Consider the following 26,310-nt stretch of genomic DNA (forward strand, 5'->3'; position numbering starts at 1 on the left):
TCCGGCGCGGCTGTCAACCCGTTTCCCGCGCGGCCATCCGTTGCCACAATCCGGGTCCCACCCGGTCCATCGGGTATTCCAGTACGGACGCAATGCAAGACCGCACGCCCCAGATCGCCCAGCACATCGCCGCCACCATCGCCGCCGAGATCGGCGCCCAGACCGCACAGGCCAAGGCCGCCATCGCCCTGCTCGACGAGGGCGCCACCGTGCCCTTCATCGCCCGCTACCGCAAGGAAGTCACCGGGGGCCTGGACGATACCCAGTTGCGCAACCTCGAGGTGCGCCTGACCTACCTGCGCGAACTCGAAGACCGTCGCGCCGCCGTGCTCGCCAGCATCGAGGAGCAGGGCAAGCTCACGGACGCACTGCGCGCCGACATCGAAGGCGCCGACAGCAAGGCACGCCTGGAAGACCTCTACCTGCCGTACAAGCCCAAGCGCCGCACCCGTGCGCAGATCGCGCGCGAAGCCGGCCTGGAGCCGCTCGCCGACGGCCTGCTCGCCGATCCCACCCAGGTGCCGGAAAGCGCGGCCGCGGCCTACATCGACGCCGAGAAGGGCGTCGCCGATGCCAAGGCCGCGCTCGACGGCGCGCGCGCCATCCTGATGGAGCGCTGGGGCGAGAACGCCGCGCTGGTCGGCGAACTGCGCGCGTGGATGACCGACGTCGGCGTGATCCGCGCGAAGGTCGTGACGGGCAAGGAGAACGAGGGCGCGAAATACCGCGACTACTTCGACCACGCCGAATCGCTGGCGAAGATCCCCTCGCACCGTTTGCTCGCGCTGTTCCGCGCGCGCCGCGAAGAGATCCTGCTGCTCGACCTCGATCCCGGCATGGAGGCCGACGCCGGCCACCAGCAGGCCGAAGGCCGCGTGGCCGTGCATGCCGGCGTGGCGGCGCTGGGCCGCGCCGCCGACAAGTGGCTGCTGGACGCCTGCCGCCTGACCTGGCGCGCCAAGCTGCACATGCATCTGCTGCTGGATCTGTTCAACCAGGCCCGCGAAAAGGCCGAGGCCGAGGCGATCGCCGTGTTCGGCGACAACCTCAAGGATCTGCTGCTGGCCGCGCCGGCGGGGCCGAAGGCCGTGCTTGGCCTGGATCCGGGCCTGCGCACCGGCGTGAAGGTCGCCGTGGTCGATCGCACCGGCAAGATGGTCGACCACGCCACGATCTATCCGCACGAACCCAAGCGCCAGTGGGACCAATCGCTGCACGTGCTGCGGGCGCTGTGCGCGAAGCACCAGGTGGACCTGATCGCCATCGGCAACGGCACCGCCTCGCGTGAAACCGACAAGCTGGCCGGCGACCTGATCAAGCAGGCCACGGACCAGAGGCTGGAGAAGATCGTCGTCAGTGAAGCCGGCGCCTCGGTGTATTCCGCGTCCGAATTCGCGGCGAAGGAGTTCCCCGATCTCGACGTCAGCATCCGCGGCGCGGTCTCCATCGCGCGTCGCCTGCAGAACCCGCTGGCGGAGCTGGTGAAGATCGAGCCCAAGGCGATCGGTGTCGGCCAGTACCAGCACGACGTGGACCAGTTCCGCCTGGCGCGTGCGCTCGATGCGCGCGTGGAGGACTGCGTGAACGCGGTCGGCGTCGACGTGAATACCGCCTCGGCCGCGCTGCTGACGCGCGTGTCCGGCCTGTCCTCCAGCGTGGCCGAGAACATCGTGCGTTTCCGCGACGAACATGGCGCGTTCCGCACCCGCAAGGCGCTGCTCGGCGTGCCGCGCCTGGGCGAGAAGACCTTCGAGCAGTGCGCCGGCTTCTTGCGCATCGCCGATGGCGACGAACCGCTGGACGCATCGTCCGTGCACCCGGAAGCGTATCCGGTGGTGGAGCGCATCCTGGCCGGCAGCGGTCGGCAGGTGAAACAGATCGTCGGCGACACCGCCTTCCTGCGCGGTGTGAAGGCCGAGCAGTACACCGACGCGACGTTCGGCGTGCCGACCATCCGCGACATCCTGAAGGAACTGGAGAAGCCCGGCCGCGATCCGCGTCCCGAGTTCAAGGCCGCGCGCTTTGCCGACGGCGTGGAGGACATCAAGGACCTGCGCGAGGGCATGATCCTGGAAGGCGTGGTCAGCAACGTGGCCGCGTTCGGTGCGTTCGTCGACATCGGCGTCCACCAGGACGGCCTGATCCACATCTCCGCGCTGTCCGACCGCTACGTGAAGGATCCGCGCGAGGTCGTGAAAGCCGGCGACATCGTCAAGGTGAAGGTGCTGGAGGTCGACGTGGCCCGCAAGCGCATCGCCCTGACGCGCCGCCTCGACGACGCGCCGGCACCGCAGGCGCCACGCGAAGCCCGCGCGAACGACCCGCGACCGCCGCGCGGTCCGGACCGTGGTCATCCGCGTGATGCGCGACGCGGTCCGGCACCGGCCAAGGCGAGTGCACCGCCGGCCGACAACGCGCTGGCAGCCGCGTTCGCAAGGGCGAAAGAAAAGAACTGAGGTCGCGCCGTCGCCTCTCCCCATCGGGAGAGGCGATGACGGCTCTCAACGCGCGTCGTCGGCCGTCGTGGCGTACGGCGCCAGGTAGCGACTCAGGCCGCCGGCGCGCAGGTGCGTGGCGGCCGTGGTCCAGTCGACCGGTGCGTTCGCCTTGAGCGCGTCCAGCACCGCCACCACCGACAGCTCCACTTCCGGCAAGCCGCTCGCGCCCGGTGCGTTGCGGCGCTGTTCGATCGCCTCGAACAGCACCGCATTGGCGTCGGCATAGCCCAGCGGCGCGGTCCGGCCGTGCGCATCGCGCCACGCGGGGCTCTCCAGCACGGCGTTGACGTGGGAGAGGATCAGCCACGTCGCCCGGCCGATCAGCTTCAGGTTGCCCGGCTGCACGCTGGTCATGGTGTTGCCGACGACGCGCCCGCGCTTGGCCATCACCCCGGTGGAATGGGCGTTGAGCAGCATCTTCAGCGCGATGGTCTGGTTGAGTTCGAAGGCATCGCGCTGCGGCACCGTCACCGCGATCACCGGCACCGCGCGGGGCAGGGCGGCCACGTCGGCCAGCACGTCGCTCGCCACCGGACGCGCCGACACCGACACCAGCACCGGATCCGCCCCGGCGGCGGCAAAGGCCTGCAGCCAGTCGCGGTTGGTGTCGTCGTGCGCTTCGTCGCCGAGCAGGATCAAGGCACCGGCATCGCCCGCCTGTGGGCCACCGCGCTGCATGTTGGCGGCCGAATACGAGAGGTCGTACAGCGCCTGCTGCTCGTCGCCGGCATTGGAGAGCCCGCGCAGGGCGGCTTCCTTGAGATAGGGGTCCTGGATGCCGGTCTCGAACGGCGGCAGGTACAGCGCCTTGTCCAGGCCGTGGAAGGGACGGTGCAGCAAGGCCTGCCACGCCTGCGCGCCATCGGCCGCCGGCGTCCACACCTGGATCCACGACCGCCGTTCCGGTGCACTCACCGTGTCCAGCGGCGACAGGCGGAAGGTGGGTGCGCGTTCGGTGACGTCGACGAACACCGGCATCAGCGCGCGCGTGGCCAGGTAGGTGGCATGGCGACCGGCGGCGTAGCTGGCGGCTTCGCGGTCGGTCCACGCGGCCAGTTTCGGCGCGGCGGCGGCGGCGGTGCGCTGGATCGCCGCGAAGCCGCGCAGGCGGTCGGCTATGCCGGCGTCGTTGAAGCCCAGCGCGGCGAGCTCGTCGGCCGTCAGCACCTCGCGCAGCAGCGCGCGCGTCGCGTCTTCCAGTACCACGCCCAGCACGTACAGGCTGGTGGTGGTGGCCTGCATGCGGGTGGAACCGGTGATCGCCTGCGGCCCGGTCGGCAGCGGGATCTTGGTGATGCGCGCATCGTCCAGCACGCGGCGGCTGCGCTCGAACGGGCGCAGCACGCTGTCGGGATTGTTGTAGACGAACCAGGTGCGGCGCGCGTCCGCGCCGGCCTGGTCGGCCGCCGCCAGCGCGGTGCCGATCACCGCGGAGGTCTCGCCGCCCTCGGTGACGGCGAACACCAGGTCCTGCGGCTGGATGCCGTTGTCCTGCAGTTGCAGGCGGCCAATCTCGGGGATGTCCTCGAAGCCTTCCAGCGAGGCGATCAGTGCGCGGTCACCGCCGGTGATCTCGCCGCGCACGCGCTCGCCCAGGCCGGGGAAACGCGTGTCGATCTTCGCCATCGCCGGTGTGGTCGCCGTGCGCTGCCAGAACGGCCGCCACAGCCCGCTTTCGATCGTCTCGGCGAGCCGCCCGGTGGACCCGGTGCCGTAGAAGTACAGGCGATGGCCCTCGCGCAGCGCGCGGGTGATCTCGCCCGAAGCCGCTTCCAGCGCGGCCAGCCGCGCCGGATCGTCGGCCACGCCCTGCAGGGCGCGCGCGATGTCCTCGTCCACCGCCAGCAGGGCGGCCAGGCCGTCCGCGGTGTCGGCGGCGATGCGCGTGCTCAGGTCGAAGCTGCGCGGATGGCGCTGCTCGGTCAGCAGGCTGTGCAGCTGGAATTGCTGCTTGTTCGCCACGAAGTCCTGCGATTGCGCGGACGGCGTGACGCCGAGGCGGTTGCCCGACGGCTGCGCGCTGGCGGGCACCGCCGCCGAGGCCATCACGAGGAAAGACATGCTGCGCATGAAGCGGTTCGCCTTGCGGGACATCGGATCCCTCACCTGACAACGGAAGAATGCGTCGATACCGGCGGAATCTCCCCTTGCACGGCATCGCACGCAGGCTGCTATCGTCGCGGCCACGATAGCAAACGGTGATGACACTATGCCCCGGTCCCGTCGTCCGCTGCACGCTGCACTGCGCGCCGCCTGCCTGGGCCTGCTGCTGGCCCATGGCCCGGCTTGGTCAGGCGAGGCCACCGTGCCGCCTGCCTGCGACTGCGCCGTGGCCGCGCCCACGCTGGGCATCGAGGTGCTGCTGGAGGAGCGTCTGGACCTGCTGCGCGGCAAGCGCGTGGGCTTGGTGACGAACGCCACCGGCGTGGACCGCGAGCTGCGCAGCGACGTGGACCGCTTCGCCGAACGGAAGGAATTCACCCTGGTCGCGCTGTTCGGGCCCGAGCACGGCGTGCGCGGCGACGTGCAGGCCGGCGATCACGTCGCCTCCGCGCGCGATGCGGCCACCGGGCTGCCGGTGCACAGCCTGTACGGCGAGCACCGCGAACCGACGCCGGCGATGCTCGACGGCATCGACGTGCTGGTGTTCGACCTGCAGGATGTCGGCACGCGCTTCTACACCTATCCGTACACGCTGGCCGGTGTGATGCGTGCGGCGAAGCGGGCAGGGATTCCGGTCGTCGTCGCCGATCGTCCCGATCCGTTGGGCGGGGTGCGTATCGAAGGCCCGGTGCTGGATCCCGCATTGGCCTCGTTCGTCGGCCAGTTCCCGATCCCGGTCCGCCACGGCATGACGCTGGGCGAACTGGCCACGCTGTTCAACCGCGCCTTCGGCATCGGTGCCGACCTGCAGGTGGTGACGATGCAGGGCTGGCGACGCGGTGATGATCCGTGGCGCGGCGCACTGCCGTGGGTGCCGCCGTCGCCGAACATGCCCACGCCGGACACCGCCTTGGTCTACCCGGGCATGGGCCTGCTGGAAGGCACCAATGTGTCCGAGGGCCGTGGCACCACGCGACCGTTCGAGACCGTCGGCGCGCCGTGGGTGGATGCGCAGGCCTTGGCGGCGCGGCTCAATGCGATGGACCTGCCGGGCGTGCGCTTCCGGCCGACCTGGTTCACGCCGACGTTCTCCAAGCATGCCGGCAAGGCCTGCGCCGGCGTGCAGCTGCATGTGACCGACCCGAAGACCTTCCGCCCCGTGCGCACCGGCGTGGCCGTGCTGAAGGCGCTGCACGACCAGCACCCGAAGGACTTCGCCTTCCTGCCCGGCGAGCCGCCGTTCTTCGACCGGCTGGCGGGCGTGGGCGATCTGCGCGCCGCGATCGAGCGCGGCGACACGCTGGAGGCGATCGAAGCTCGCTGGCAACGTGAGCTGACGGCATTCGACACCCTTCGCCGGCAACACCTGCTGTATCCGATGCCCTGAGCGTGCGACATCTCACCGTAAGAGCCCCGACGATGGAGCGCTGAGTGTGAGCGATGGGGCTCCGAGCGCCGACGATGGCGCTCAGAGGGCGATCTCTCTCACATCGAGAACCATCGATGGCATTCGGAGCGCCATCGATGGCACTCCGAGTGCGATGGGATGGCATTCCGAATGTGATCTGCCGAGCTCAGCGCCTTGCGGATGGGGCTCGGAAAGCGATCTGTCTCACATTGAGAGCCATCGATGGGATCCGGAACGCCATCGATGGCCTTCCGAGGGTCATGGGATGGCATTCCGAGGGCGATCGACGGCGCTCAGTGCCTTGCGGATGGGGTTCGGAGCCCGATCTGTCTCACATCGAGCGCGATCGCTGGGGCTCGGAAGGCCATCGATCTCGCATGGAGGGCCATCGAGGGTGTCTGCGAGCGGTCTGCAGGGCATGGACGCCATGGATGACATGAACACCCAGACGCCAGAAGGCCTGTTGGTGGGAGCGACGTGAGTCGCGATGAAGCGTTACCGATAGCGCATCGCGACTGACGTCGCTCCCACACCTCGCATCACCTTGCGTCCACGAGATGCTCTCGGGTCTGCCACGGTTACGTCGCCGCCGGCTTCCGTTTGCGCGGCGCGCGTTTCGGCTTGACGGGCGCATCGCTGGCCGTCGTCAGCGGCGCCACGGCCTGCTGGAGCTGCTCCAGCGAGGACAGCGTGTCGGCATAGGCGATGAAATGCTGCAGGTAGCCCGGCGACACCGCGCGCATCAGGTGCAGGGCGCGGTGCACGAGCATGCCGGAGTTGAGCGGCCCGGCATCGCCGGGGAGGTCGTGCAGCGAGGCGCGCAGCTGGCTGTCGGTGCGCACCTGGGCCCAGGTGTCCCGTGCTTCGGTCAGCATCGCCGGTGCCATCGGCGGGGCCTCCGGGTCCGGAACGCCACCCGCGCGCGCTTGCAGCGTGGCGACCAGTGCGCGCAATCCGGCGGCGGCGTCGCTCCCGCGCTCCGTCGCAGGCACGGCCGTCGGTCGCTGCGCCAAGGCCTCCGAATACGTTCGCATCAGCCCGGCCAGACGCGCTTCCAGCAAGCGGCGGGCTTCGCCTTCCTGCGTCCGCATCCGCGCGGCCAGGGCCTGCAGGATGTCGAAGCGCGCCGGGTCCGCGCGGTCCGCGCCCTGGCTGCGCCATGCCTGCAGCTGCGCCGTCAGCGGCAGCGCGTTACCGTCCATCGTCACCGCTGCGCTTGGACGTGGGGCGCGGAATGGGGGCGATCTCCACGCGGCGGTTGCGCGCGCGGCCTTCTTCGCTGGTGTTGGCGCTGACCGGTTGCTCGGCGCCGAACGCGGCGGCGAACACCGACGAAGACGGTACGCCTTCCTCGATCAGCGTGCGGGTGACGGTCAGGGCGCGCTGCGCGGACAGATCCCAGTTGTCGGCGAACTGGCGGTTGCTGCCGCTGACCTGGCGATCGTCGGTGAAGCCGCTGACCATCAGGATCTCCTCGCGCGTACGCAGGTAACCGGCCAGCGGCGCGGCCAGGCTCTTCAGCAGGTCGCGGCCTTCCGGTTGCAGCTGGTCGGAGTTCAGCGCGAACAAGACGTTGCCGCGGATGCCGATGCGGCCGTCCACCAGCGTCACCCGGCCTTCGGCCAGCGGCGCGGCGAGCGCGTCTTCCAACGCCTTGCGCTGCTGCGCTTCCTGCTCGCGCCGACGGGTTTCCTCGTCCAGGCGCTGCGCAAGCTGCGCCTGCACGGCGATCACGCCGACCAGCACCAACACGAAGGCCCCAAGCAGCACCGACATCAGGTCGCCGAAGCTGGCCCAGACGGGCGCGCCGAGGTCGGCGTCTTCTCCGGTTTCCACGCTCATGCGGCGTCGGCCCCGGCCAGGCGCTGCAGGTCGACGGTGATCTGGCGCTGTGCGGACAGGCTCAGGTCGACCACTTCGCGCGCCTGCGCGACGTAATAGGCCAGCTGCTCGTCGCTGCGCACCAGCGAGCGTTCCAGCGCGCCTTCGATGGCCTGCAAGCGTTCCAGCAGCGCGTCGTTGGATTGGCCGAAGCGTGCGACGACCGCTTCGAGCGCATCGCCGAGGCCGGCGACTTCGGTGGCACCCGCGGCGACCTGCGCGGCGACGTGTTCGAGCTTGCCGGTTTCGGCCTGCACATGGTCGGTGAAGCGGGTGCCCACGCGTTCCAGCAGATCGGCCGAGGTGGCGACCAGCGCGTCGATGGCGGTGCGCTGTTCGGTGGAGGCGTGGTTCACCGCGTCGAGCAGCGTCTGCAGCGTTCCCATCATCTGCGTGCGTTCTTCCAGCAGGGCGGTGTCGCGGACCATGCTGTCGGAGAGCTTCTGGCGCAGTTCGGCCACCACGTCGGCGGCAGCGCGCGGTGCTTCCGAGGCGACCTGCACCAGCTGCGAAATCTCGGCGATGGTCTGTTGCGCGTGGCTCTGCGCCTGGGTGGTGATGTCGCTGGCGCTGCGTGCGAGCGCGTCGCAGATCTCCTGCTGCAGGCGCGCGGCATCGGCGGCAGTACGTTCCCAGTCGCCACGCAGCGTGGTGCTCATCGTGGCCAGCTGATCGGCCCAGGCGGCCAGGCGTGCCTCGTCCTGCGCGGCGAGCGTCTGCTGCAGCGAGGCGTGCGATGCGTCCACGGCCTGTACCAGGGCGGTGGTCTGCGCGCGGAAGTCGGCGCCGGCCGCGACCAGCGCGTCCGCGTTGCGCGCGGCGATGCCATCGGCGGCGGTGGCCTGCTGGGCGAGCGCCTGGGTCCAGCCGTCGGCCAGCGTGGTCGCGGTGCGCTCGAGCTGGCCGGAGGCCGCATTGAGCCAGGCCTGCGAGCGTTGGTCGAACTGTGTCGCCTGGCGTTCGGCATCGCTTTGCAGACGCGCGACGAGCGCGTCATGCGCCTGGTGCTGGCGCACGAGTGCGGCATCCCAGGCGCTCGCGGCCGCGGTGGTCGCGGTGCCGAAGCCGGACGTCAGGGCATCCAACTGCTGCTGCACGGCGGCGCCAACGGTCTGTTGCAGCGCGCCGGTTTCGCGCGCCAGCCCGGCGAGGGTGGCGTCCACGGCGGGTTGCAGCGCAGCGCCGACCGCATGTGCGCTGGCCTCCACGCCGGCCTGCATCGAGGTGACCAGCGTGGACGCGAGCTGCGCCTGCGCGGCTTCGGTGCGGGCATGGAAGGTTTCCTGACGCGCGGCCTGCTGGGTGGCGGCGTCGGTGGTCTGCTGTTCGATGGAGGCCACCATCGCCTGCAGGCGCTCGACGAGTTCCGGCATCAGCGCGGCCTGCTGCTGCAGCAGGCGGAAGGAGGTCTCGCGCTGGAACGACTGCGAATGCACGTGCAGCGAGGTCGCGATCTCGTCGTCGAGCCGCTGCGCGACCAGCACGCGCTCGCGGCGGCTGAGCGCGGACAGCAGGCCGAGCACGGCCGAGGCGGCGACGCCGGCGATCGAGGTGCCGAACGCGAAGCCCAAGCCCTTGACCGGCGCAGCCAGCGAACCGCGAATGGCGTCGATGTCGGTGGCGCCTTCCAGCGCCAGGCCGGTGCCGCGCAGGGTGACCATCATGCCCAGCAGCGTGCCCAGCATGCCCAGCAGCACCAGCAGGCCGACCAGGTAGGGCGTCAGCGCCGGCGCGGGCAGCGCGACGCGCTCGCCTTCGACGCGCAGGCGCACGGCCTGGCGCAGGCTGGGGTGCAGCGGAGCCAACCAGCCCTGCAGCCCGCTGCCCGCCGTCGAGGTGTCCGTGAGCGCATGCGCCAGGGTGGCGGTCGCCTGGCGGTACCGCTGCAGCTCCACCGCGCCAGCGACGTAGCACGCACCGATCACCAGGGTGACCACCACGCCCAGCGCATGGGTGCCGACATAGCCGACGCCGATCCAGCCAACGATGGCCAGGCCGATGAGGAAGAGGGCGGTGGAGAGGGGCTGTTTCATCAAGGGCATCCAGGCATTACGAGGATCGAAGCGCGGCGAGCAGCGCCTCGAGAGGGTGGAAACGGAGGTCGAGTTCGGCCAGCAACGCGTCCTGCAGGTCGCGCAGGAACAGCGCCAGCCAGGGACTTCCTGAAGCGCCATCCGTCGCCGTGCGCAGGCGTTCGAACTGCAGGCCGAGCAGGGCCGGGGTGTGGGCCAGCAGCGCCTGCTCGCGCGGGCTGAGGGTCATCTCCATCACGGCATCGACCTCGGCCAGCCGGGCCGGGTCGCCGCCACGTTGCGCCAGGGCATCACGCAGGCGCCCGCGCAGGGGCCCGGTGCCGGTCAGCATGGCGCGCTGGCGCTCGAGGCAGAAACGGCGGTAGGGCGCGAAGTCCTCCGCGCCCGCATCGGCCGGCGGGCCGCGCAGGATGGCTTCCGACAGCGACGTGCGGACCCGGGCGACGGCGTCGGCATGGGCCGCGTCAGATGCGGGAACGGCCGCCTCGGGCGCGACGGCGCCATCGAGCGCCCGCGACAGCGAGACGGCGCGGTTCCAGTCGATCCAGTGGCCCAGCCGCTCGGACAGCGCCGGGCCGGCATCGGGCAGGTCGGTCCCGCCCAGGCGGGCGAGGAGACGGACGAAGGCGGGGGCCGCCCTGGGCGTCCGGTACTGCACTGTGGTCACACGGTGGCTCAAAAGAGCGGGGATTTTACAGGAACCGCCGCTGCGATGACCCGCCGCCCGGGCCGGAAACGAAAAGGCCGGACCCTGGCGGGTCCGGCCTTTTCGCTGAATGGTGGAGGTGGGCGGAATTGAACCGCCGTCCGAAGGCACTCCATCCCCGGTACTACATGCTTATCCCACCGTTGGATCTCGTCCTGCAGCAGCACGGTGGGCAAAGCGCACCGCAGGACCAGCCTGTTTTAGGTTGACCGGGTGCTGACAGGCAGCCACTCCCGGCGATTCCGTGATAATGACCTTACGCTGCGAGCACGGACACAAGCAGTTTCAGGGCTTACGCCTTAAGCGGCGAGAGCGTAGTTGTCGTCGTTGGCAACTAGAGTTTTGCCGCTGGATTTACGAGGAAAGCTGCCCCCTCGGCATGCACCAGGCAACTTCGCAACCCCCGTCGAAGCCAGTGCACCCCCGGGAGTCAGAAACGTCCTGACGAGGAACAGTGTAGGGGCGGGCCCCAGGCTTCACAAGGCGCGTGCCCTGAAGTGTTCAGCCAGGTGAGATCCAGCATTGCTGCTGTATGCCCCCTTTGTAAGAGGGCGATTCGCGGGTCAGCGCGAAGGGGGATAGGCAGCGTGCGTCGGGCCCGAGATTTGCGAAGGAAATCTTGGGAGCTTCATCGCGTCGCGATGAAGCTACGCATCCTTGTTGTGCTGACGCATCACCCGCGATTTCTCGCGGGCCCAGTCGCGGTCCTTCTCGCTGGCGCGCTTGTCGTGCGTCTGCTTGCCCTTGGCCAGGGCGATTTCCGCCTTCACCTTGTTGCCCTTCCAGTACAGCGAAGTGGGCACCAGGGTGTAGCCGTCGCGCTCGACCTTGCCGATCAGGCTGTCGATCTCGTTCCGGTGCAGCAGCAGTTTGCGCGTGCGGCGGTCGTCGGCCACCACATGGGTGGAGGCCTGGATCAGCGGGGTGATCTGCGCGCCGAACAGGAAAATCTCGCCATTCCGGATCGTGGCGTACGCCTCGGTGATGTTGGCGCGGCCGGCACGGATGGCCTTGAGCTCCCAGCCCTGCAGGGCGAGGCCCGCTTCGTGGCGCTGCTCGAGGTGGTACTCGTGACGGGCGCGCTTGTTCAGCGCGATCGTGCCCGTTGCTTTATTCTTGTCCGGTTTCTTTGCCATCCGTCCTATTGTCGCCGAAGGCGGAATTCCACGCGAGCCACATGCATACGATCCGCCGCAGCGCCCTGGTCGAACACTCGGCCACCCGGATGTTCGACCTGGTCAACGACGTGGCGGCCTATCCGCGCCGCTTCGACTGGTGCAGCGCCGCGCAGCTGATCGAGCAGGGCGAGGAGCGCCTGGTGGCCCGGCTCGACCTGGGCCTGGGTTCGCTGCGGACCTGGTTCACCACCGAGAACACCCTGGACCGCCCGCACCGGATCGACATGAATCTGGTCGATGGTCCGTTCCGCAAGCTGCACGGTCGCTGGGATTTCCACGCCCTGGACGAGTCCGCCTGCAAGGTGACGCTGACGCTGGAATTCGAACCGAGCAGCCGCCTGCTGGCGCCTGCGATGGCGCTGGGTTTCCAGAGCCTGGCCGACCGCATGGTCGATGACTTCGTGCGGGCCGCGGACCGCGGGGCCTGAGATGCGGGTGGAGGTGATCCGGGCCTGGCCGCACCGCTTCGAGTCGGTGGACCTGGACCTGCCTGACGGATCGGTCGTGGCGGATGCCATCGCAGCCTGCGGCTTCGACGACCTCACGCCCGGACAGCCGCTGGCGGTCCATGGCCTGATGGTGGAAGGCGGAACAGCGCTGCGCGAGGGCGATCGCGTGGAAGTGCTGCGCCCGTTGTTGCTGGACCCGAAGGACGCGCGCCGCCGACGGGCGCGCAAGTGACGCCTTAGCGGCGACGGCCCTTCTTCTTTTCCTTGGCCAGGTTCGGGCCGAACTTGCGCACGTCCTTCGACAGCTGCAGGTCGGCTTCGGGGAAGTATTCGCCTTCCCAGCTGGCGAGCGTGTCGCCATTGAACGTCAGGGTGAGGTTCTTGATTTCCGTCGTGCCGCGGCGATTGATGCGGTTGCTCGCGGTGTAGTCCCAGCGCTGGGCGTGGAACGGATCGGCGATCGACGGGCTGCCCAGCAGCGACTGCACCTGCTGCTTGCTCTGGCCCACCGCCAACTGGTCCACCGCGCTCTTCTCGATCAGGTTGCCCTGGTAGATCGGCTGCTTGTAGAGGATGCCGCAGCCGGCAGTGGCGGAAGCGAGGACGGCAACCAGCAGGAATTTGCGCATGGGACACGTACAGTGGGAAACCGGGCCGATGATACACTCCCGCGGACCGCCGCAACCGAGCTTCAGGCAGCTGGCGCTAAACCGAGAGTGAACGGAGACGCCATGGAATCGCAGGATCTACGCAAAGTCGGCCTCAAGGTCACCCATCCGCGCATGCGCATCCTGGAGCTGCTGGAGCAGAAGAACTCCCAGCACCACCTGAGCGCGGAAGACATCTACCGGCAGCTGCTGGAACACGGCGACGAGATCGGCCTGGCCACGGTGTACCGGGTGCTGACCCAGTTCGAGGCGGCCGGGCTTGTGCTCAAGCACAACTTCGAAGGCGGCCAGGCCGTCTACGAGCTGGACCGCGGCGGCCACCACGACCACATGGTGGACGTGGACACCGGCAAGATCATCGAGTTCGAAAGCACCGAGATCGAGAAGCTGCAGCGCGAGATCGCCGCCAAGCACGGCTACGAACTGGAAGAGCACTCGCTGGTGCTCTACGTGCGCAAGAAGCGCTAGTTCTCTCGTCCCGTAAGGAAATGCGTCAGACCGCGTTGGCCAGCAGCCGCTTGGCGGCGGCGTGCGCTTCCTTGCTGACTTCCACGCCGCCGAGCATGCGCGCCAGCTCTTCTTCGCGCTGCTTGATGCCCAGGCGCTCGACCGCGCTCTGGGTCATGCCGTCGACGGGCGCCTTGCTGACCCGGTAATGCGCGTGGCCCTGTGCCGCGACCTGGGGCAGGTGGGTCACGCACAGCACCTGCCGCTGCGCACCCAACGCCCGCAGTTTCTGGCCGACGATCTCCGCGACGGCGCCCCCGATGCCGGTATCGACCTCGTCGAAGACCATCGTGGGCACGGCATCCAGTCCCAGCGCGGCCACTTCGATGGCCAGCGAGATGCGGGCCAGTTCGCCGCCGGACGCCACCTTGCGCAGCGGCCGCGGCGGTTGGCCCGCATTGGCCGACACCAGGAACTCGGTGCGCTCGGCGCCCGAGGGGTCGGGCCGTTCGGCGTCGTGCGGCTCCAGCGCCACGTCGAAGCGGCCGCCGCCCATGCCGAGTTCGGCGATCAGCGCGGTGGTGGTTTCGCCCAACGCCTTGGCGGCGCGCTGGCGTGTGCGGCTCAGGACCCCGGCCGCGTCCCGCCAGTGCTGGCGCGCGGCCTCGATGTCGTCGTTGAGCTTGAGCAGACGCTCGCCCGCGCCGCGCAGCGAGTCGAGTTCGGTGGTCAGCCGGTCGCGCTGCTCCTGCAGGCCATCGAGCGGCACGCGGTGCTTGCGGGCGAGGTCGTGGACGCGCGCGAGGCGGCGTTCGAGTTCCTCGAACTGGCCGGGGTCGGCTTCCAGGTCATCGCGCACCTGGCCGAGCAGGGCCAGGGCTTCCTCGATCTGGATCGCCGCGCCTTCCAGCATGCCGTCCACGTCCCTGAGGCGCGGTTCGTGCTCGACCTGGCGGGCGAGGTCGGCCCGCGTCTGCTGCAACTGGCGGGCCAGCGAGGGCGCCTCGTCGCCCGACAGGCTCACCAGCGCCGCATCGCAGGCGGCGATCAGGCTGGCGGCGTGCGCCTGCCGGCGATGGCCCACGACCAGTGCATCGAGCGCGCTGGGCGCGAGGTCTTCGCGCTGCAGCTCCGCCAGTTGGTGTTCCAGGTAATTGATGCGGTCGGAGACGTCGCCCTGGCCGGAGAGCTGGTCGCGTTCGCCGAGCAGGGCGCTCCACTGGCGTGCGGCCTCGCGCACGGCGCGGGTTTCCGCCTGATTGCCCGCATACGCATCGAGCAGTTCCAGCTGGCTGTGGCGGGCGAGCAGCGCCTGGTGCTCGTGCTGGCCGTGGATCTCGACGAGTCGGCCGGCCAGGTCGGTCAGCTGGGACAGGGTGACGCTGCGGCCGTTGATCCATGCGCGCGAACCGCCGTCGGCACGGATCACGCGGCGCAGCTGGCACTGGCCATCGTCGTCTAGCTCATGCTCGGCCAGCCAGGCGAGGGCAGGCGAGTCCGGAGCCGGCAGGAACTCGGCGGACAGCTCGGCGCGTTCGGCGCCGTGGCGGACCACGCCACTGTCGGCGCGCAGCCCGGACAGGAAGCCCAGCGCGTCCACCAGCAGCGATTTGCCCGCGCCGGTTTCGCCCGAAATGACGGTCATGCCCTCGCCGAACTCCAGTTCGGCAGCGCGGACGACGGCGAAATCCTTGATCGCGAGATGGGTCAGCATGGCGATAGTGTAGGGCCGGGCGATGGCGGTTCGAAGGCGCGCGATGCTCGCCGCCCGGCGTCGCACCGGCCGAGACGGGGTCGCCGGTGCTTGCGGGCGCCGAGGCGTTGGCGCTATCTATGCGGCATGTCGTCGACGTCACCCCCGCTGGACCCGCGCGCCCGCCACCTGCTGCGGACGCTGATTTCGCGCTACATCCGCGACGGCGAGCCGGTGGGGTCGCAGACCCTGGCCCGGCACGCGGGGTTGGAGGTCAGTTCGGCCACCATCCGCAACATCCTCGCCGAGCTGGAGGAAGTCGGCCTGCTGAGCTCGCCGCATACCTCGGCCGGACGGATTCCCACCGCGCAGGGGTATCGGGTGTTCGTCGACAGCCTGGTGCAGGTGAAATCGCTGGGCGAGGGCGAAGTGGCGCGCCTGCGCTCCGAGCTGCCCAGCGGTGCGGGCACCCAGGCCTTGCTCGGCAATGCCTCCGAGCTGCTGTCGGCGATGACCCATTTCGTCGGGGTGGTCAGCGTGCCCCGGCGTGAGCAGTTCGCCTTCCGCTACATCGACTTCGTGCCGCTGGACGGCCGCCGGGTGATGGCCATCCTGGTATTCGCCGACAACGACGTGCAGAACCGGGTCATCGAAACCCGGCGCCCGTACGAACGTTCCGAACTGGAACGGATCGCCAACTACCTGAACACCCAGTTCGCGGGCCGGCCCTTGGCCGACATCCGTGCCACCCTGCTGCGCGACCTGCGCAGCGCCCAGACCGAGATGGAAGGGTTGCTGGCCGAATCCATCGAGCTGGCGGAACAGGCGCTCACCCCGCCGAACGACGACGTGGTGCTGGCCGGCCAGACCCGCCTGATGGGCGTGCAGGAACTGTCCGATCTGGAGCGGCTGCGGGACCTGTTCGAAGCCTTCGCCCGCAAGCGCGAGATCCTGCAGCTGCTGGAGCGGACGATCCACGCGCCGGGCGTGCGCATCTTCATCGGCGAGGACACCGGCCTGGCCCCGCACGACGGCGTGTCGGTGGTGACCGCGCCGTACATGGCCGGCGGCCAGGTACTCGGCGTACTGGGCGTGATCGGGCCCACGCGGATGGCCTACGACCGGGTCATTCCGGTGGTACAGGCGGCGGCCGATGTCCTGGGCGCGGCCTTGAATCCCGAAACGCCGGCCCCATAGGTTCCCGGTTGGGCGGCTGGACCTGCCGCCAGGGAATAGAAATGAACGAACCGCACGACCACGATGCCACGCCGGGCGCCATGCCCGAATCCTCCGATGCCGACGCCGCCCTGCTGGCCGAGCTGGAAACCCTGCGCAACGAGCTGGACCAGCTGCGCGCGACCACGCTGCTGGAGCGGGCCGACCTGGAGAACCAGCGCAAGCGCGTGGCGCGCGACATCGAGCAGGCCCGCAAGTTCGCCAACGAGCGCCTGCTCGGCGACCTGCTGCCGGTGTTCGACAGCCTGGATGCCGGCCTCGCGGCCGCCGGCGGCGAGCCCAGCCCGCTCAAGGACGGGCTGGAACTGACCTTCAAGCAGTTGCTGAAGGTGGCCGGCGACAACGGCCTGACCCTGCTGGACCCCACCGGCGAAGCGTTCAACCCCGAACACCACCAGGCCATCAGCCAGGCCGAGGCGCCCGGCGCGGCCCCCGGCAGCGTGGTGCAGGTGTTCCAGAAGGGCTACGTGCTCAACGGCCGCCTGCTGCGCCCGGCCCTGGTGGTCGTGGCCAAACACGACTGAACGGCCTCGCGGCGGCGCTTGAACGGCGCCATCGCACCCCTATATCGGGACCATCCACCCGGCCGATCGCCGGGTCCAACATCAGCATTCGCTAGGGAGCGACATCCATCATGGGCAAGATCATCGGCATCGACCTGGGCACGACGAACTCGTGCGTGGCGATCATGGACGGCGGCAAGGCCCGCGTCATCGAGAATTCGGAAGGCGACCGCACCACGCCCTCCATCGTGGCCTACACGAAGGACGGGGAAGTGCTGGTCGGCGCCTCGGCCAAGCGCCAGGCCGTGACCAACCCGAAGAACACCTTCTACGCGGTGAAGCGCCTGATCGGCCGCAAGTTCACCGATGCGGAAGTGAAGAAGGACCTGGACCTGGTCCCGTACGACATCATCGCGCACGACAATGGCGACGCCTGGGTGCAGACCAACGACGGCAAGAAGTTGTCGGCGCAGGAGATCTCCGCGCGCATCCTGGAGAAGATGAAGAAGACGGCCGAGGCCTTCCTGGGCGAGACCGTCACCGAAGCGGTCATCACCGTGCCGGCGTACTTCAACGACAGCCAGCGCCAGGCGACCAAGGACGCCGGCAAGATCGCCGGCCTGGACGTCAAGCGCATCATCAACGAACCCACCGCCGCCGCGCTGGCCTACGGCCTGGACAAGGGCGAGGGTGGGGCCGACCGCAAGATCGTCGTCTATGACCTCGGCGGCGGCACGTTCGACGTGTCGATCATCGAGATCGCCAACGTCGACGGCGAAAAGCAGTTCGAAGTGCTGGCGACCAACGGCGACACCTTCCTGGGTGGCGAGGACTTCGACAAGCGCGTCATCGATTACCTCGTCGAGGAGTTCCAGAAGGACCAGGGCATCGACCTGCGCAAGGACCCGCTGGCCCTGCAGCGCCTGAAGGACGCGGCCGAGCGCGCGAAGATCGAGCTGTCCAGCTCGCAGCAGACCGAAGTGAACCTGCCGTACGTCACCGCCGACGCTTCCGGCCCGAAGCACCTCAACATCAAGCTGACCCGCGCCAAGCTGGAAGCGCTGGTCGAGGACCTGGTGAAGAAGACGATCGAGCCGTGCCGCATCGCGCTGAACGATGCCGGCCTGCGCGCCAGCGACATCGGCGAGGTCATCCTGGTCGGCGGCCAGACCCGCATGCCGAAGGTGCAGCAGGCGGTGGCCGAGTTCTTCGGCAAGGAGCCGCGCAAGGACGTCAATCCCGATGAGGCCGTGGCGCTGGGCGCCGCGATCCAGGGCGGCGTGCTGGCCGGCGACGTCAAGGACGTGCTGCTGCTGGACGTGACCCCGCTGAGCCTCGGCATCGAGACCCTGGGCGGCGTGTTCACCAAGATCATCGAGAAGAACACCACCATCCCGACCAAGGCTTCGCAGACCTTCTCCACCGCCGAGGACAACCAGTCCGCGGTGACGGTGCACGTGCTGCAGGGCGAGCGCGAGCAGGCCCGCTTCAACAAGTCGCTGGCCAAGTTCGACCTGTCCGGCATCGAGCCGGCGCCGCGCGGCATGCCGCAGGTGGAGGTGTCGTTCGACATCGACGCCAACGGCATCCTGCACGTGTCGGCCAAGGACAAGAAGACCAACAAGGAACAGAAGGTCGAGATCAAGGCCGGTTCGGGCCTGTCCGAGGACGAGATCGCGCGCATGGTCGCCGATGCCGAAGCGCACCGCGAAGAAGACAAGAAGTTCCAGGAACTGGTCCAGGCGCGCAACCACGCCGACGGCCTGATCCACGCCACCCGCAGCGCCATCACCGAGCACGGCAGCAAGGTGCCGGGCGATGTGATCGGTCGCGTCGAGTCGGCGATCGCCGAACTGGAATCTGCGATGAAGGGCGACGAGAAGACCCAGATCGAAGCCAAGGCCAAGGCGCTCGAAGAAGCCGGCCAGTCGCTGTACGCGGCGGCCGCTTCGAGCGAGCAGCCGGGTGCCGGCGGTACGGGTGGTCCTTCGGCGCCCGCGGACGACGTGGTCGACGCGGAGTTCACCGAGGTGAAGGACGACAAGAAGTAATCCACGCCACCGGGATACGGCGAACGGGAGACGTGGCCTGCCACGGGCTCCCGTTCTGCCATCCGGCGCCCCTGCCAGACCAGCCTGACCGCACATGAGCAAACGCGACTACTACGAAGTCCTGGGCGTGGCCCGCGACGCCAGCGACGAAGACCTGAAGAAGGCCTACCGCCGCTGCGCGATGAAGCACCATCCTGACCGCAATCCCGGCGATGCGGCGGCCGAGGTCGCGTTCAAGGAATGCAAGGAAGCCTACGAGGTGCTGTCCGACGGCGCCAAGCGCCGCGCCTACGACGCACACGGCCATGCCGCGTTCGAGCACGGCATGGGCGGCGGTGGCGGTCCCGGCGGCCCGGACATGGGCGACATCTTCGGCGACATCTTCGGCAACATCTTCGGCGGTGGCGGCGCACGCGCGGCGCGGCGCGGTGCCGACGTCGGCTACGTGATGGAGCTGGATCTGGAAGAGGCGGTCGCGGGCGTCGAGAAGCGCATCGAGATCCCCTCGCTGGTCGCCTGCGAACCCTGCAAGGGCTCGGGCTCGGCCGACGGCAAGGTCGAGACCTGCGGCACCTGCGGCGGTCGCGGCAACGTGCGCATGCAGCGCGGCATCTTCGCCATGCAGCAGGCGTGCCCCGCCTGCGGCGGCCGCGGCCAGACCATCAAGAATCCCTGTACCGAGTGCCATGGCGCCGGGCGCGTGGAGGAAGAGAAGGTCCTGTCGGTCAAGATCCCGGCCGGCGTGGACAACGGCGACCGCATCCGCCTGACCGGCGAAGGCGAGGCCGGCCCGCCCGGCACGCCACCGGGCGACCTGTACGTGGAAGTGCGCGTGCGCGAGCACGACATCTTCCAGCGCGACGGCGACGACCTGCATTGCGAAGTGCCGATCCGGATCTCGCAAGCCGCGTTGGGCGACACCGTGCGCGTGCCCACGCTGCACGGCGAGGCGGAGATCCGGGTCCCGGCGGAGACGCAGACCGGCAAGCTGTTCCGCCTGCGCGGCAAGGGCGTGAAGTCCGTGCGCAGCCGCAGCGAGGGCGATCTCTATTGCCGCGTGGTGGTGGAGACCCCGGTCAACCTGACCCCCGAACAACGCGAGTTGCTGGAGAAGTTCGAGGCCACCTTCATCGGCGAGGAAGCGCGCAAGCATTCGCCGAAATCGGCGACCTTCCTCGATGGCGTGAAGGGGTTCTGGGACCGCATGACGTCCTGAGCCTGCGACCTTCGGCCGCCCGCGGACGCGAGCGGCTTGTGGCATCCTGCGACGGCCCCGGAGACCCCGGGGCCGTTTTCATTCACGTCCACGATGAAGGGGAGTTCGCGTGCGTACGAACATGGGGAAGGGGTGGGGGTTGGTGGTGCTGCTGGCCGTGGCGCCTGCATGGGCGGCCGACGACCGGCCGTTGCAGGTCGAGCGCGAGTCGACGCGCTTCGTCCTCAATGCGGACGGCAGTTTCGTGCAGGAGCAGGCGACCGCGATCAAGGTGTTGAAGGACAGTGCGCTGGAGGCGGCGAAGGACGCATCGGTCAGCTACAGCACCAGCATCCAGAAAGCCGAGGTGGTCGAAGCGTATACGTTGAAGGCCGATGGCCGCCGCGTCGACGTGCCACGCGGCAACTACCAGGTCAGCAGCAGTTCGGGGCGCGAGGGCGACTCGCCCATCTACTCCGACCAGACGACGCTCACCGTCGTGTTCCCCGAACTCGCCGTCGGCGACACCACGGTGTTCGCGTACCGGGTGACGGCCACGCAACCCATGTTTCCGGGCCATTTCTCGGTGATCCGCAACTACAGTCCGGCGGCCTACTACGGCGACGTGGAGGTGAGCATCGACGCGCCGGAGTCCATGCAGGCCACATGGCGCAACTGGCAGATGACCCAGCCCGCCGTCGAGACCCGCGATGGACGCAAGATCGTCCGCTGGCGCTGGAGCAACCGGCAGCCGGTCGCGCGCGAGAGCCTGCGCGACACCGTCTTCACCGCCGATCGTTATCCGGGCTACGCGTTCTCCACGTTCGCGCGTTACGCCGACATCGCCGCGGCCTACGGTGGACCGGCCAACGCCAAGGCGGCGCTGACGCCACGCTTGCGCACGCTCGCGGCGGAGATCGCGGGCAACAGCAAGGATCCGAGGGAGACGGCGAAGAAGCTCTACGAATGGGTCTCCACGAAGATCACGTACGCGGGCAACTGCATCGGGCTGGGGGCGGTGGTGCCGCGCGACCTGGACGTGGTGCTGGACAACCGCATGGGCGACTGCAAGGACCATGCGACCCTGCTGCAGGCGCTGTTGAAGGCGCGCGGCATCGACAGCACCCAGGCCCTGATCAATGCCGGCGGCACGTATACGCTTCCGGACATCCCGGTCGCGTCGGTCGTCAACCACGTGATCAACTACATCCCCAGCCTGGACCTGTACGTGGACTCCACTGCGGCCACCGTGCCCTTCGGCAGCCTGCCGGATGGCGCGGCGGGCAAGCCCGTGTTGCTGGTGGATGGCCATCGCGACGGCACCACCACTCCGGTGACGCAGGCGGGCAAGGAGTGGCAGAAGCTGCGCACGACGCTCCGCATCCAGCCCGATGGATCGGTCAAGGGTACCCAGCGGGTGGAAGTGAGCGGACGCATGGCGGTGGCCGCCCGCGCGCAGTTCCGCAACATGGGGGCGGGTGATGCGGACAAGCTGGTGCGCGGCTATTTCCGCGGCAATGCGCTGACGGCCAACGGCAAGCTGCGCTACGACGATCCCGTCCCGATGCTGGAGACCTTCAACCTGGATGCGGACTTCGACGTCGACCGGATGATCCCGACGAGCGGAGGCTTCCAGGTGCAACCGTGGTTCCTCAGCTTCACGCCGGTTTCGATGCTGGTGGCCTCGCAGCTCGGCGATCCGGATCAGCCGCAGGGCGAAAGCAGCTGCGGCGCATACCACTCGGACGAGGAGTACACGTTCGAGTTCCCGTCGACCATGCGGATCATCGCCGTGCCGAAGGACGTCAGCCTGCGCGAGGGCACGCTCAGCTACGTCTCGACGTTCCGCCAGGAAGGCGCCCGCCTGCTCGTCCGGCGTACCCTGGATGATCGGACGCCCGGCCCCGTCTGCTCCCCGGAATACAATGAAGGCTTCGCCCGGGTCATGCGCAAGATCATGCCCGACCTGCGTGCTCAGGTCGTCTATCTGACCGAAGCCGAAGGGGCTGCGCCGCAGTGAGTGCCGTCTGATGCCGCAGGTGATGCTCCATGGCCGTCCACGGATCGGCATCGTCGGCAGCGCCGGCGCCTACGGCCGTTGGCTGCAGCGCTTCTTCCGCACCCGGATGGAGCTGGAGGTCATCGGCCACGATCCTGCCGACCCGGCATCCGTCGATGAGGCCGGGCTGGTGCGGGACGCCGATGTGCTGGTGTTCGCCGCGCCCATCCGCCATACCGTCGATGTGATCGCCCGTTATCGCGAACTCGCCGCCGGCACGGAAGCGGGCCGCTTGTGGCTGGATGTCACTTCGATCAAGGCCGCGCCCGTCGCGGCGATGCTCGCATCCCGCGCCGACGTCGTCGGCCTGCACCCGATGACGGCACCGCCGAAAGCGCCGACGTTGAAAGGCCGGGTAATGGTGGTGAGCGAGGCCCGGCTGGACCGGTGGCGTCCCTGGGTGACTTCGTTGCTCACCGCGCTGGAAGCCGAATGCGTCCGCGCCGAGCCTGAACAGCACGACCGCGTGATGGCACTGGTCCAGGCGATGGTCCATGCCACGCACCTGGCGCAGGCGGGCGTCCTGCGTGGCGAAGCCGCGCGCGTCGGCGACCTGGCGGCCCTGATGCCGTACCGCTCGGCGTCGTTCGAGATGGATGCCGCCATCCTGGCCCGCATCCTCTCGCTGAACCCGGCGATCTACGAGGACATCCAGTTCGGCAATCCCTACGCAGGCGAGGTGTTGCAGGCGCTGGGCGTGCAGATCGAGCGGATGGCGCGCCTGGTGGGCGAAGGTACCGAGGCCGCGCGTGTCGCGTTCCGACAGGAGTTCCTGGCGGACAACCGCGACGCCGTCGGCCCCGCGATGTTGGCCGATGGCAACTACAGCTACGAACGGATCGGTTATCTGTTGGCCGACCTGGCCGGCCGCCAGGCGCTCAGCGTGCACCTGCCGGAAGATCGCCCAGGCTCGTTGCGCGCGTTGCTGCATGTGTTCGAACGGCACGGCGTCAGCCTGTCGTCCATCCATTCCTCGCGCACGCCGGACGGCGAGGTGCATTTCCGGATCGGCTTCGATGCCGACGTGGATGCGCAGGCGCTCGCCAGTGCGGCGCGCGAGATCGATGCTTCGGGACTCGGGAGGGTGCTGCCATGACGACACCGTCATGCACGGTGGAGGAGGTGCTGGCGGGCAAGGCGGTGCCGTTCACGCGGCCCGGCAGTCACAGCGCGATCGCGAAGATCGCCGTCGTCGGACCGCAGCGCGTCACCACGCTGGGCATCGGCGGGGACGAGCAGGGCGATCTGCGTGTGCACGGCGGGCCGGACAAGGCGGTCCACCACTATCCGATGGACCACTACCCGGCGTGGCGGTCCGATATCGGGTCGCATGCGTTGCTCGAACGTCCTGGCGCGTTCGGCGAGAACATCAGCACGTCCGGCATGACGGAAGCGTTTGTCTGCCTGGGCGATCGCTATCGCCTGGGATCGGCGCTGGTGGAGGTGTCCCAGTCGAGGCAACCCTGCTGGAAACTGTCGGACCGGTTCGCGGTTCCCGACATGGCAAGGCGCGTCCAGGACTCCGGCCGCACGGGCTGGTACTACCGTGTCATCGAGGAAGGGCAGGTGCAGAAAGGGGACCGCATCGCGCTGGAGGCGAGGCCGCATCCCCGGTGGTCGCTCGCTCGCCTCATCGACCTGCTGTACCAGCGCGCCATCGAGCCCCACCTTTTGCATGACGTATTGGCGTTGCCGCTCGTGCCGTCGTGGAGGGTGCTGTTCGAACGACGCCTCGAACGCGGTGCGGTGGAGGATTGGCGCAAGCGGCTGACCGGTATCGTTCCCGAAGAATGAGCCGGGTGTCGTGATGCTGCGTAACCGTAAATGTGTTTACTCGACAGCCTTGTACTCATCGCTCTAGCATCACGGCCTCAATGCATGGGGGCATGCACCATGTTCATCATCCGCAAGGAGTGTCGGAGATGAGTCGGGATCGCAAAGTGACGTCCTTGTCGTCGGTACGCGTACCGACCTCCGCGCCCGGCAAGCGCGCATCGGACGAGGACGCCATCGCCTTGCTGACGCGCATCGTGGCGGCGCAGGGCGAGATCGCGGCCGCGGGGCCGGAGCCGCAGGATGTCGTCGATGCCATCACCTACCGCGCACAGGAGCTGACGGGTTCGGCCGGCGCGGTGCTCGAGATCCGCGACGGCGACCTGATGCGCTACTGGTCGGCCAGCGGTATCGCGCAGAGCCAGGTCGGCCTCACGCTGCCGGTCGAAGGCAGCCTCTCGGGGCGCTGCATCACCGAGGCGCGCGTGCTGCGGTGCGACGACAGCGAGGACGATCCGCGGGTCAACCGCGATGCCTGCCGGAACGTGGGCCTGCGATCGATGCTGGTGGCGCCGCTGCGGTTCCGTGGCCAGGTCGTCGGCGTCCTGAAGGTGTTGGCCACCACGCCGAGTGCGTACGACGACACGGATTGCAAGACGCTCGAACAGCTGAGCACGCTGGTCGCGGCCAGCATGTACAAGGCGATCGAACATGCGCAGATGCGTGCAGCGCTGGAGGCCCGGATGGGGCAGGGCGAACGCGACCGCAAGCATGTGAGCGAGGCCCGCGCGCGCCTGCTGGAGGTGTTGGAGGGTCGGCAGATCATGTCTGCGCTGCAACCGGTCATCCGGCTCGCGGATGGTGCCGTCGCCGGTTACGAGGCGCTGGCGCGCTTCCCGCTCGAATACGACCTGTCCACGGGGCGGTGGTTCGAGGATGCCGCGCGCAGCGGGCTCAGCGTCGAACTCGAGCTCGCCGCCGCGGAAGCGGCGCTGGCGCATCTGGCTTCGCTGCCGGCGGACGTCTTTCTGTCCATCAACATCTCGCCGGAAACCGCGTGCAGCGACCGGCTTCGGAATCTCATTGCCGCGCATGATCTGCGCCGGCTGGTGCTGGAGATCACCGAGCACACCGCGGTGGACGACTACGGGCGACTGAATCAGTGCCTCTCGGCCCTGCAGGAGGCCGGCGTGCGCATCGCGGTGGACGATACCGGCGCCGGCTTCGCGAGCCTTCGGCACGTGCTGAGGCTCGCCCCCGACATCATCAAGCTCGACATCACCCTGGTCCGCGAGGTCGACCAGCGGCCGCGCATGCAGGCCCTCATCGCCGCGCTGCTGACGTTCGCGCAGGGCACGCGGGCCGACCTGATCGCCGAGGGTGTGGAGAACGAGCGCCAGCTGGAGACGCTCAAGGCGCTCGGCGTGCCGTTCGCGCAGGGCTTCCACCTGGGCCATCCCCAGGTGCCTTGAACACAGGGCTACGCCGTATCGCAAGGGGCCGCTACCATGGCCCCATGAACCCGTCCCCGACACGCTTGTTGATCCACGGTGCCTCCGGCCGCATGGGCCAGGCCCTGCTCCGCCTCGCCGCCGAGCAGCCCGCCCTGTTCACGGTCGCCGCCGCCGTCACCCGCCGTGCGCCGGCGCAACGGGTGGTCGAGGGCGTGCCGCATTTCGCCGCCACCGAGGTGTCGGGCGTGCCCGCGTTCGATGTGGCGATCGACTTCAGCCTGCCTGAGGGCTTCGACCCGATCCTGGCGCTCTGCGTCGAGCGGGGTCAGCCCCTGGTGTCCGGCACGACCGGCATCGATGCCGTGCAGCAGGCCGCGCTGGCGGCCGCCGCCACGCGCATCCCGCTGGTCTGGGCCACCAATTTCAGCCTGGGTGTCGCGGTGCTCGCCGAATTGGTGGAGCGGGCGGCATCGGCGCTGCCGGGCTGGGATGTGGACGTCGTCGAGTCCCACCACGTCCACAAGAAGGATGCGCCTTCCGGCACCGCGCTGACCCTCGGCCAGGCCGCGGGCAGCGCCGGTGCGCCGGTGCAGTACGCCAGCCTGCGTGCGGGCGACATCGTGGGCGAACATACGGTGCAGTTTGCCGGGCTCGGGGAGCGAATCGAATTGATCCACCGGGCGACGCATCGCGATATCTTCGCCCGAGGCGCGCTGCACGTGGCGCGCACGCTGGTCGGTCGTGCGCCCGGTGCATACCGTGTGCGGGACCTGCTGGATTGACACGCGAGCGCGGCGCCCTCTTTCCTGCAACCTGAACGCGGTGCGTCGGCTACCCGCGAATCTGCGCCGGCGAGGTGCAAAAAACGGTGGCGCTGAACAGGGCTTCCCCGTACAATTCCCGCTCGCCTGTTACCCATCGCCACGGACCGGATGAACGCCGCGTCTGCGGTTTCTTGCAGCCGCAAGTCGGTGG

Annotated in this window: 22 protein-coding genes and 1 other RNA gene; 14 read left to right on the top strand and 9 right to left on the bottom strand. The window is 69.0% G+C overall.

Annotated elements, in window-relative coordinates:
* Positions 1-92: 92 nt before the first annotated feature.
* Entirely contained in the window at positions 93-2,456 is a 2,364-nt protein-coding gene (locus BLT45_RS09640) for a Tex family protein (protein WP_093297990.1), read from the top strand.
* A gap of 45 nt (positions 2,457-2,501) precedes the next feature.
* Here BLT45_RS09640 and BLT45_RS09645 read toward each other — a convergent pair whose 3' ends face one another.
* Positions 2,502-4,592 (bottom strand): hypothetical protein, encoded by a 2,091-nt coding sequence (locus BLT45_RS09645; protein WP_093297994.1) that lies wholly within the window; start codon positions 4,590-4,592, stop codon positions 2,502-2,504.
* 115 nt (positions 4,593-4,707) lie between these two features.
* Here BLT45_RS09645 and BLT45_RS09650 point away from each other — a divergent pair, with 115 nt between their 5' ends.
* Positions 4,708-5,988 carry an exo-beta-N-acetylmuramidase NamZ family protein gene (locus tag BLT45_RS09650; protein WP_093297997.1) on the top strand — a complete coding sequence of 427 codons (1,281 nt, stop codon included), beginning with the start codon at positions 4,708-4,710 and terminating at the stop codon, positions 5,986-5,988.
* 599 nt (positions 5,989-6,587) lie between these two features.
* Here the strand turns inward: BLT45_RS09650 and BLT45_RS09655 are convergent.
* From BLT45_RS09655 to smpB, 6 genes are all read right to left on the bottom strand, one after another.
* Positions 6,588-7,211: a DUF2894 domain-containing protein gene (locus BLT45_RS09655; RefSeq protein WP_093298000.1), complete on the bottom strand. Its 624-nt coding sequence runs from the start codon at positions 7,209-7,211 to the stop codon at positions 6,588-6,590.
* On the bottom strand, positions 7,201-7,851 hold the full coding sequence (locus tag BLT45_RS09660; protein WP_093298003.1) for an OmpA family protein: 651 nt from the start codon (positions 7,849-7,851) through the stop codon (positions 7,201-7,203). The genes BLT45_RS09655 and BLT45_RS09660 overlap by 11 nt, the downstream gene beginning before the upstream one ends.
* On the bottom strand, positions 7,848-9,923 hold the full coding sequence (locus BLT45_RS09665; RefSeq protein ID WP_093298006.1) for a DUF802 domain-containing protein: 2,076 nt from the start codon (positions 9,921-9,923) through the stop codon (positions 7,848-7,850). The genes BLT45_RS09660 and BLT45_RS09665 overlap by 4 nt, the downstream gene beginning before the upstream one ends.
* A 16-nt stretch (positions 9,924-9,939) precedes the next feature.
* Positions 9,940-10,602 (bottom strand): DUF3348 family protein, encoded by a 663-nt coding sequence (locus tag BLT45_RS09670; protein ID WP_093298009.1) that lies wholly within the window; start codon positions 10,600-10,602, stop codon positions 9,940-9,942.
* A 98-nt stretch (positions 10,603-10,700) separates the two neighbouring features.
* Positions 10,701-11,054: a transfer-messenger RNA gene (gene ssrA / locus BLT45_RS09675) on the bottom strand.
* 222 nt (positions 11,055-11,276) lie between these two features.
* The gene (gene smpB, locus BLT45_RS09680; protein ID WP_093298012.1) at positions 11,277-11,765 is read right to left on the bottom strand and encodes an SsrA-binding protein SmpB; all 489 of its coding nucleotides are present in this window, start codon (positions 11,763-11,765) and stop codon (positions 11,277-11,279) included.
* Positions 11,766-11,806: 41 nt separating this feature from the next.
* Here smpB and BLT45_RS09685 point away from each other — a divergent pair, with 41 nt between their 5' ends.
* Both BLT45_RS09685 and BLT45_RS09690 read left to right on the top strand, forming a co-directional pair.
* The gene (locus BLT45_RS09685; protein WP_093298015.1) at positions 11,807-12,235 is read left to right on the top strand and encodes a type II toxin-antitoxin system RatA family toxin; all 429 of its coding nucleotides are present in this window, start codon (positions 11,807-11,809) and stop codon (positions 12,233-12,235) included.
* Position 12,236: 1 nt separating this feature from the next.
* A complete protein-coding gene (locus BLT45_RS09690; RefSeq protein WP_093298018.1) occupies positions 12,237-12,488 on the top strand; it encodes an RnfH family protein in 252 nt (83 codons plus the stop codon).
* 4 nt (positions 12,489-12,492) lie between these two features.
* Here BLT45_RS09690 and bamE read toward each other — a convergent pair whose 3' ends face one another.
* The gene (gene bamE, locus BLT45_RS09695; protein WP_093298020.1) at positions 12,493-12,885 is read right to left on the bottom strand and encodes an outer membrane protein assembly factor BamE; all 393 of its coding nucleotides are present in this window, start codon (positions 12,883-12,885) and stop codon (positions 12,493-12,495) included.
* Positions 12,886-12,987: 102 nt separating this feature from the next.
* Here bamE and fur point away from each other — a divergent pair, with 102 nt between their 5' ends.
* The gene (gene fur, locus BLT45_RS09700; protein WP_093298022.1) at positions 12,988-13,392 is read left to right on the top strand and encodes a ferric iron uptake transcriptional regulator; all 405 of its coding nucleotides are present in this window, start codon (positions 12,988-12,990) and stop codon (positions 13,390-13,392) included.
* A gap of 25 nt (positions 13,393-13,417) precedes the next feature.
* On the opposite strand, the gene recN is transcribed toward fur, so the two are convergent.
* On the bottom strand, positions 13,418-15,085 hold the full coding sequence (gene recN, locus BLT45_RS09705) for a DNA repair protein RecN (protein WP_093298024.1): 1,668 nt from the start codon (positions 15,083-15,085) through the stop codon (positions 13,418-13,420).
* Between the two features lie 126 nt (positions 15,086-15,211).
* Here recN and hrcA point away from each other — a divergent pair, with 126 nt between their 5' ends.
* From hrcA to dapB, 9 genes are all read left to right on the top strand, one after another.
* The gene (gene hrcA, locus BLT45_RS09710) at positions 15,212-16,261 is read left to right on the top strand and encodes a heat-inducible transcriptional repressor HrcA (protein ID WP_093298026.1); all 1,050 of its coding nucleotides are present in this window, start codon (positions 15,212-15,214) and stop codon (positions 16,259-16,261) included.
* 80 nt (positions 16,262-16,341) lie between these two features.
* Positions 16,342-16,824, top strand: a complete 483-nt coding sequence (gene grpE, locus BLT45_RS09715; RefSeq protein ID WP_175455812.1) for a nucleotide exchange factor GrpE — start codon at positions 16,342-16,344, stop codon at positions 16,822-16,824.
* 110 nt (positions 16,825-16,934) lie between these two features.
* On the top strand, positions 16,935-18,854 hold the full coding sequence (gene dnaK, locus BLT45_RS09720; RefSeq protein WP_093298031.1) for a molecular chaperone DnaK: 1,920 nt from the start codon (positions 16,935-16,937) through the stop codon (positions 18,852-18,854).
* A gap of 94 nt (positions 18,855-18,948) precedes the next feature.
* Complete coding sequence (gene dnaJ, locus BLT45_RS09725; protein WP_093298034.1) at positions 18,949-20,070, top strand: molecular chaperone DnaJ; 1,122 nt, start codon at positions 18,949-18,951, stop codon at positions 20,068-20,070.
* 109 nt (positions 20,071-20,179) lie between these two features.
* Complete coding sequence (locus BLT45_RS09730) at positions 20,180-22,069, top strand: DUF3857 domain-containing transglutaminase family protein (RefSeq protein WP_139187979.1); 1,890 nt, start codon at positions 20,180-20,182, stop codon at positions 22,067-22,069.
* 10 nt (positions 22,070-22,079) lie between these two features.
* A complete protein-coding gene (locus BLT45_RS09735) occupies positions 22,080-23,204 on the top strand; it encodes a prephenate dehydrogenase (RefSeq protein ID WP_093298040.1) in 1,125 nt (374 codons plus the stop codon).
* Positions 23,201-23,902 (top strand): MOSC domain-containing protein, encoded by a 702-nt coding sequence (locus BLT45_RS09740; RefSeq protein WP_093298043.1) that lies wholly within the window; start codon positions 23,201-23,203, stop codon positions 23,900-23,902. Before BLT45_RS09735 ends, BLT45_RS09740 begins: the two co-directional genes overlap by 4 nt.
* 128 nt (positions 23,903-24,030) lie before the next feature.
* Positions 24,031-25,353, top strand: coding sequence for a sensor domain-containing phosphodiesterase (locus BLT45_RS09745; RefSeq protein WP_093298045.1), 1,323 nt, complete (start codon positions 24,031-24,033; stop codon positions 25,351-25,353).
* A gap of 44 nt (positions 25,354-25,397) precedes the next feature.
* Positions 25,398-26,117: a 4-hydroxy-tetrahydrodipicolinate reductase gene (gene dapB, locus BLT45_RS09750; RefSeq protein ID WP_093298051.1), complete on the top strand. Its 720-nt coding sequence runs from the start codon at positions 25,398-25,400 to the stop codon at positions 26,115-26,117.
* Positions 26,118-26,310: the final 193 nt, after the last annotated feature.

It is taken from the genome of Pseudoxanthomonas sp. CF385, assembly GCF_900104255.1.
In the GTDB taxonomy this organism is placed as follows: Bacteria; Pseudomonadota; Gammaproteobacteria; order Xanthomonadales; family Xanthomonadaceae; genus Pseudoxanthomonas_A.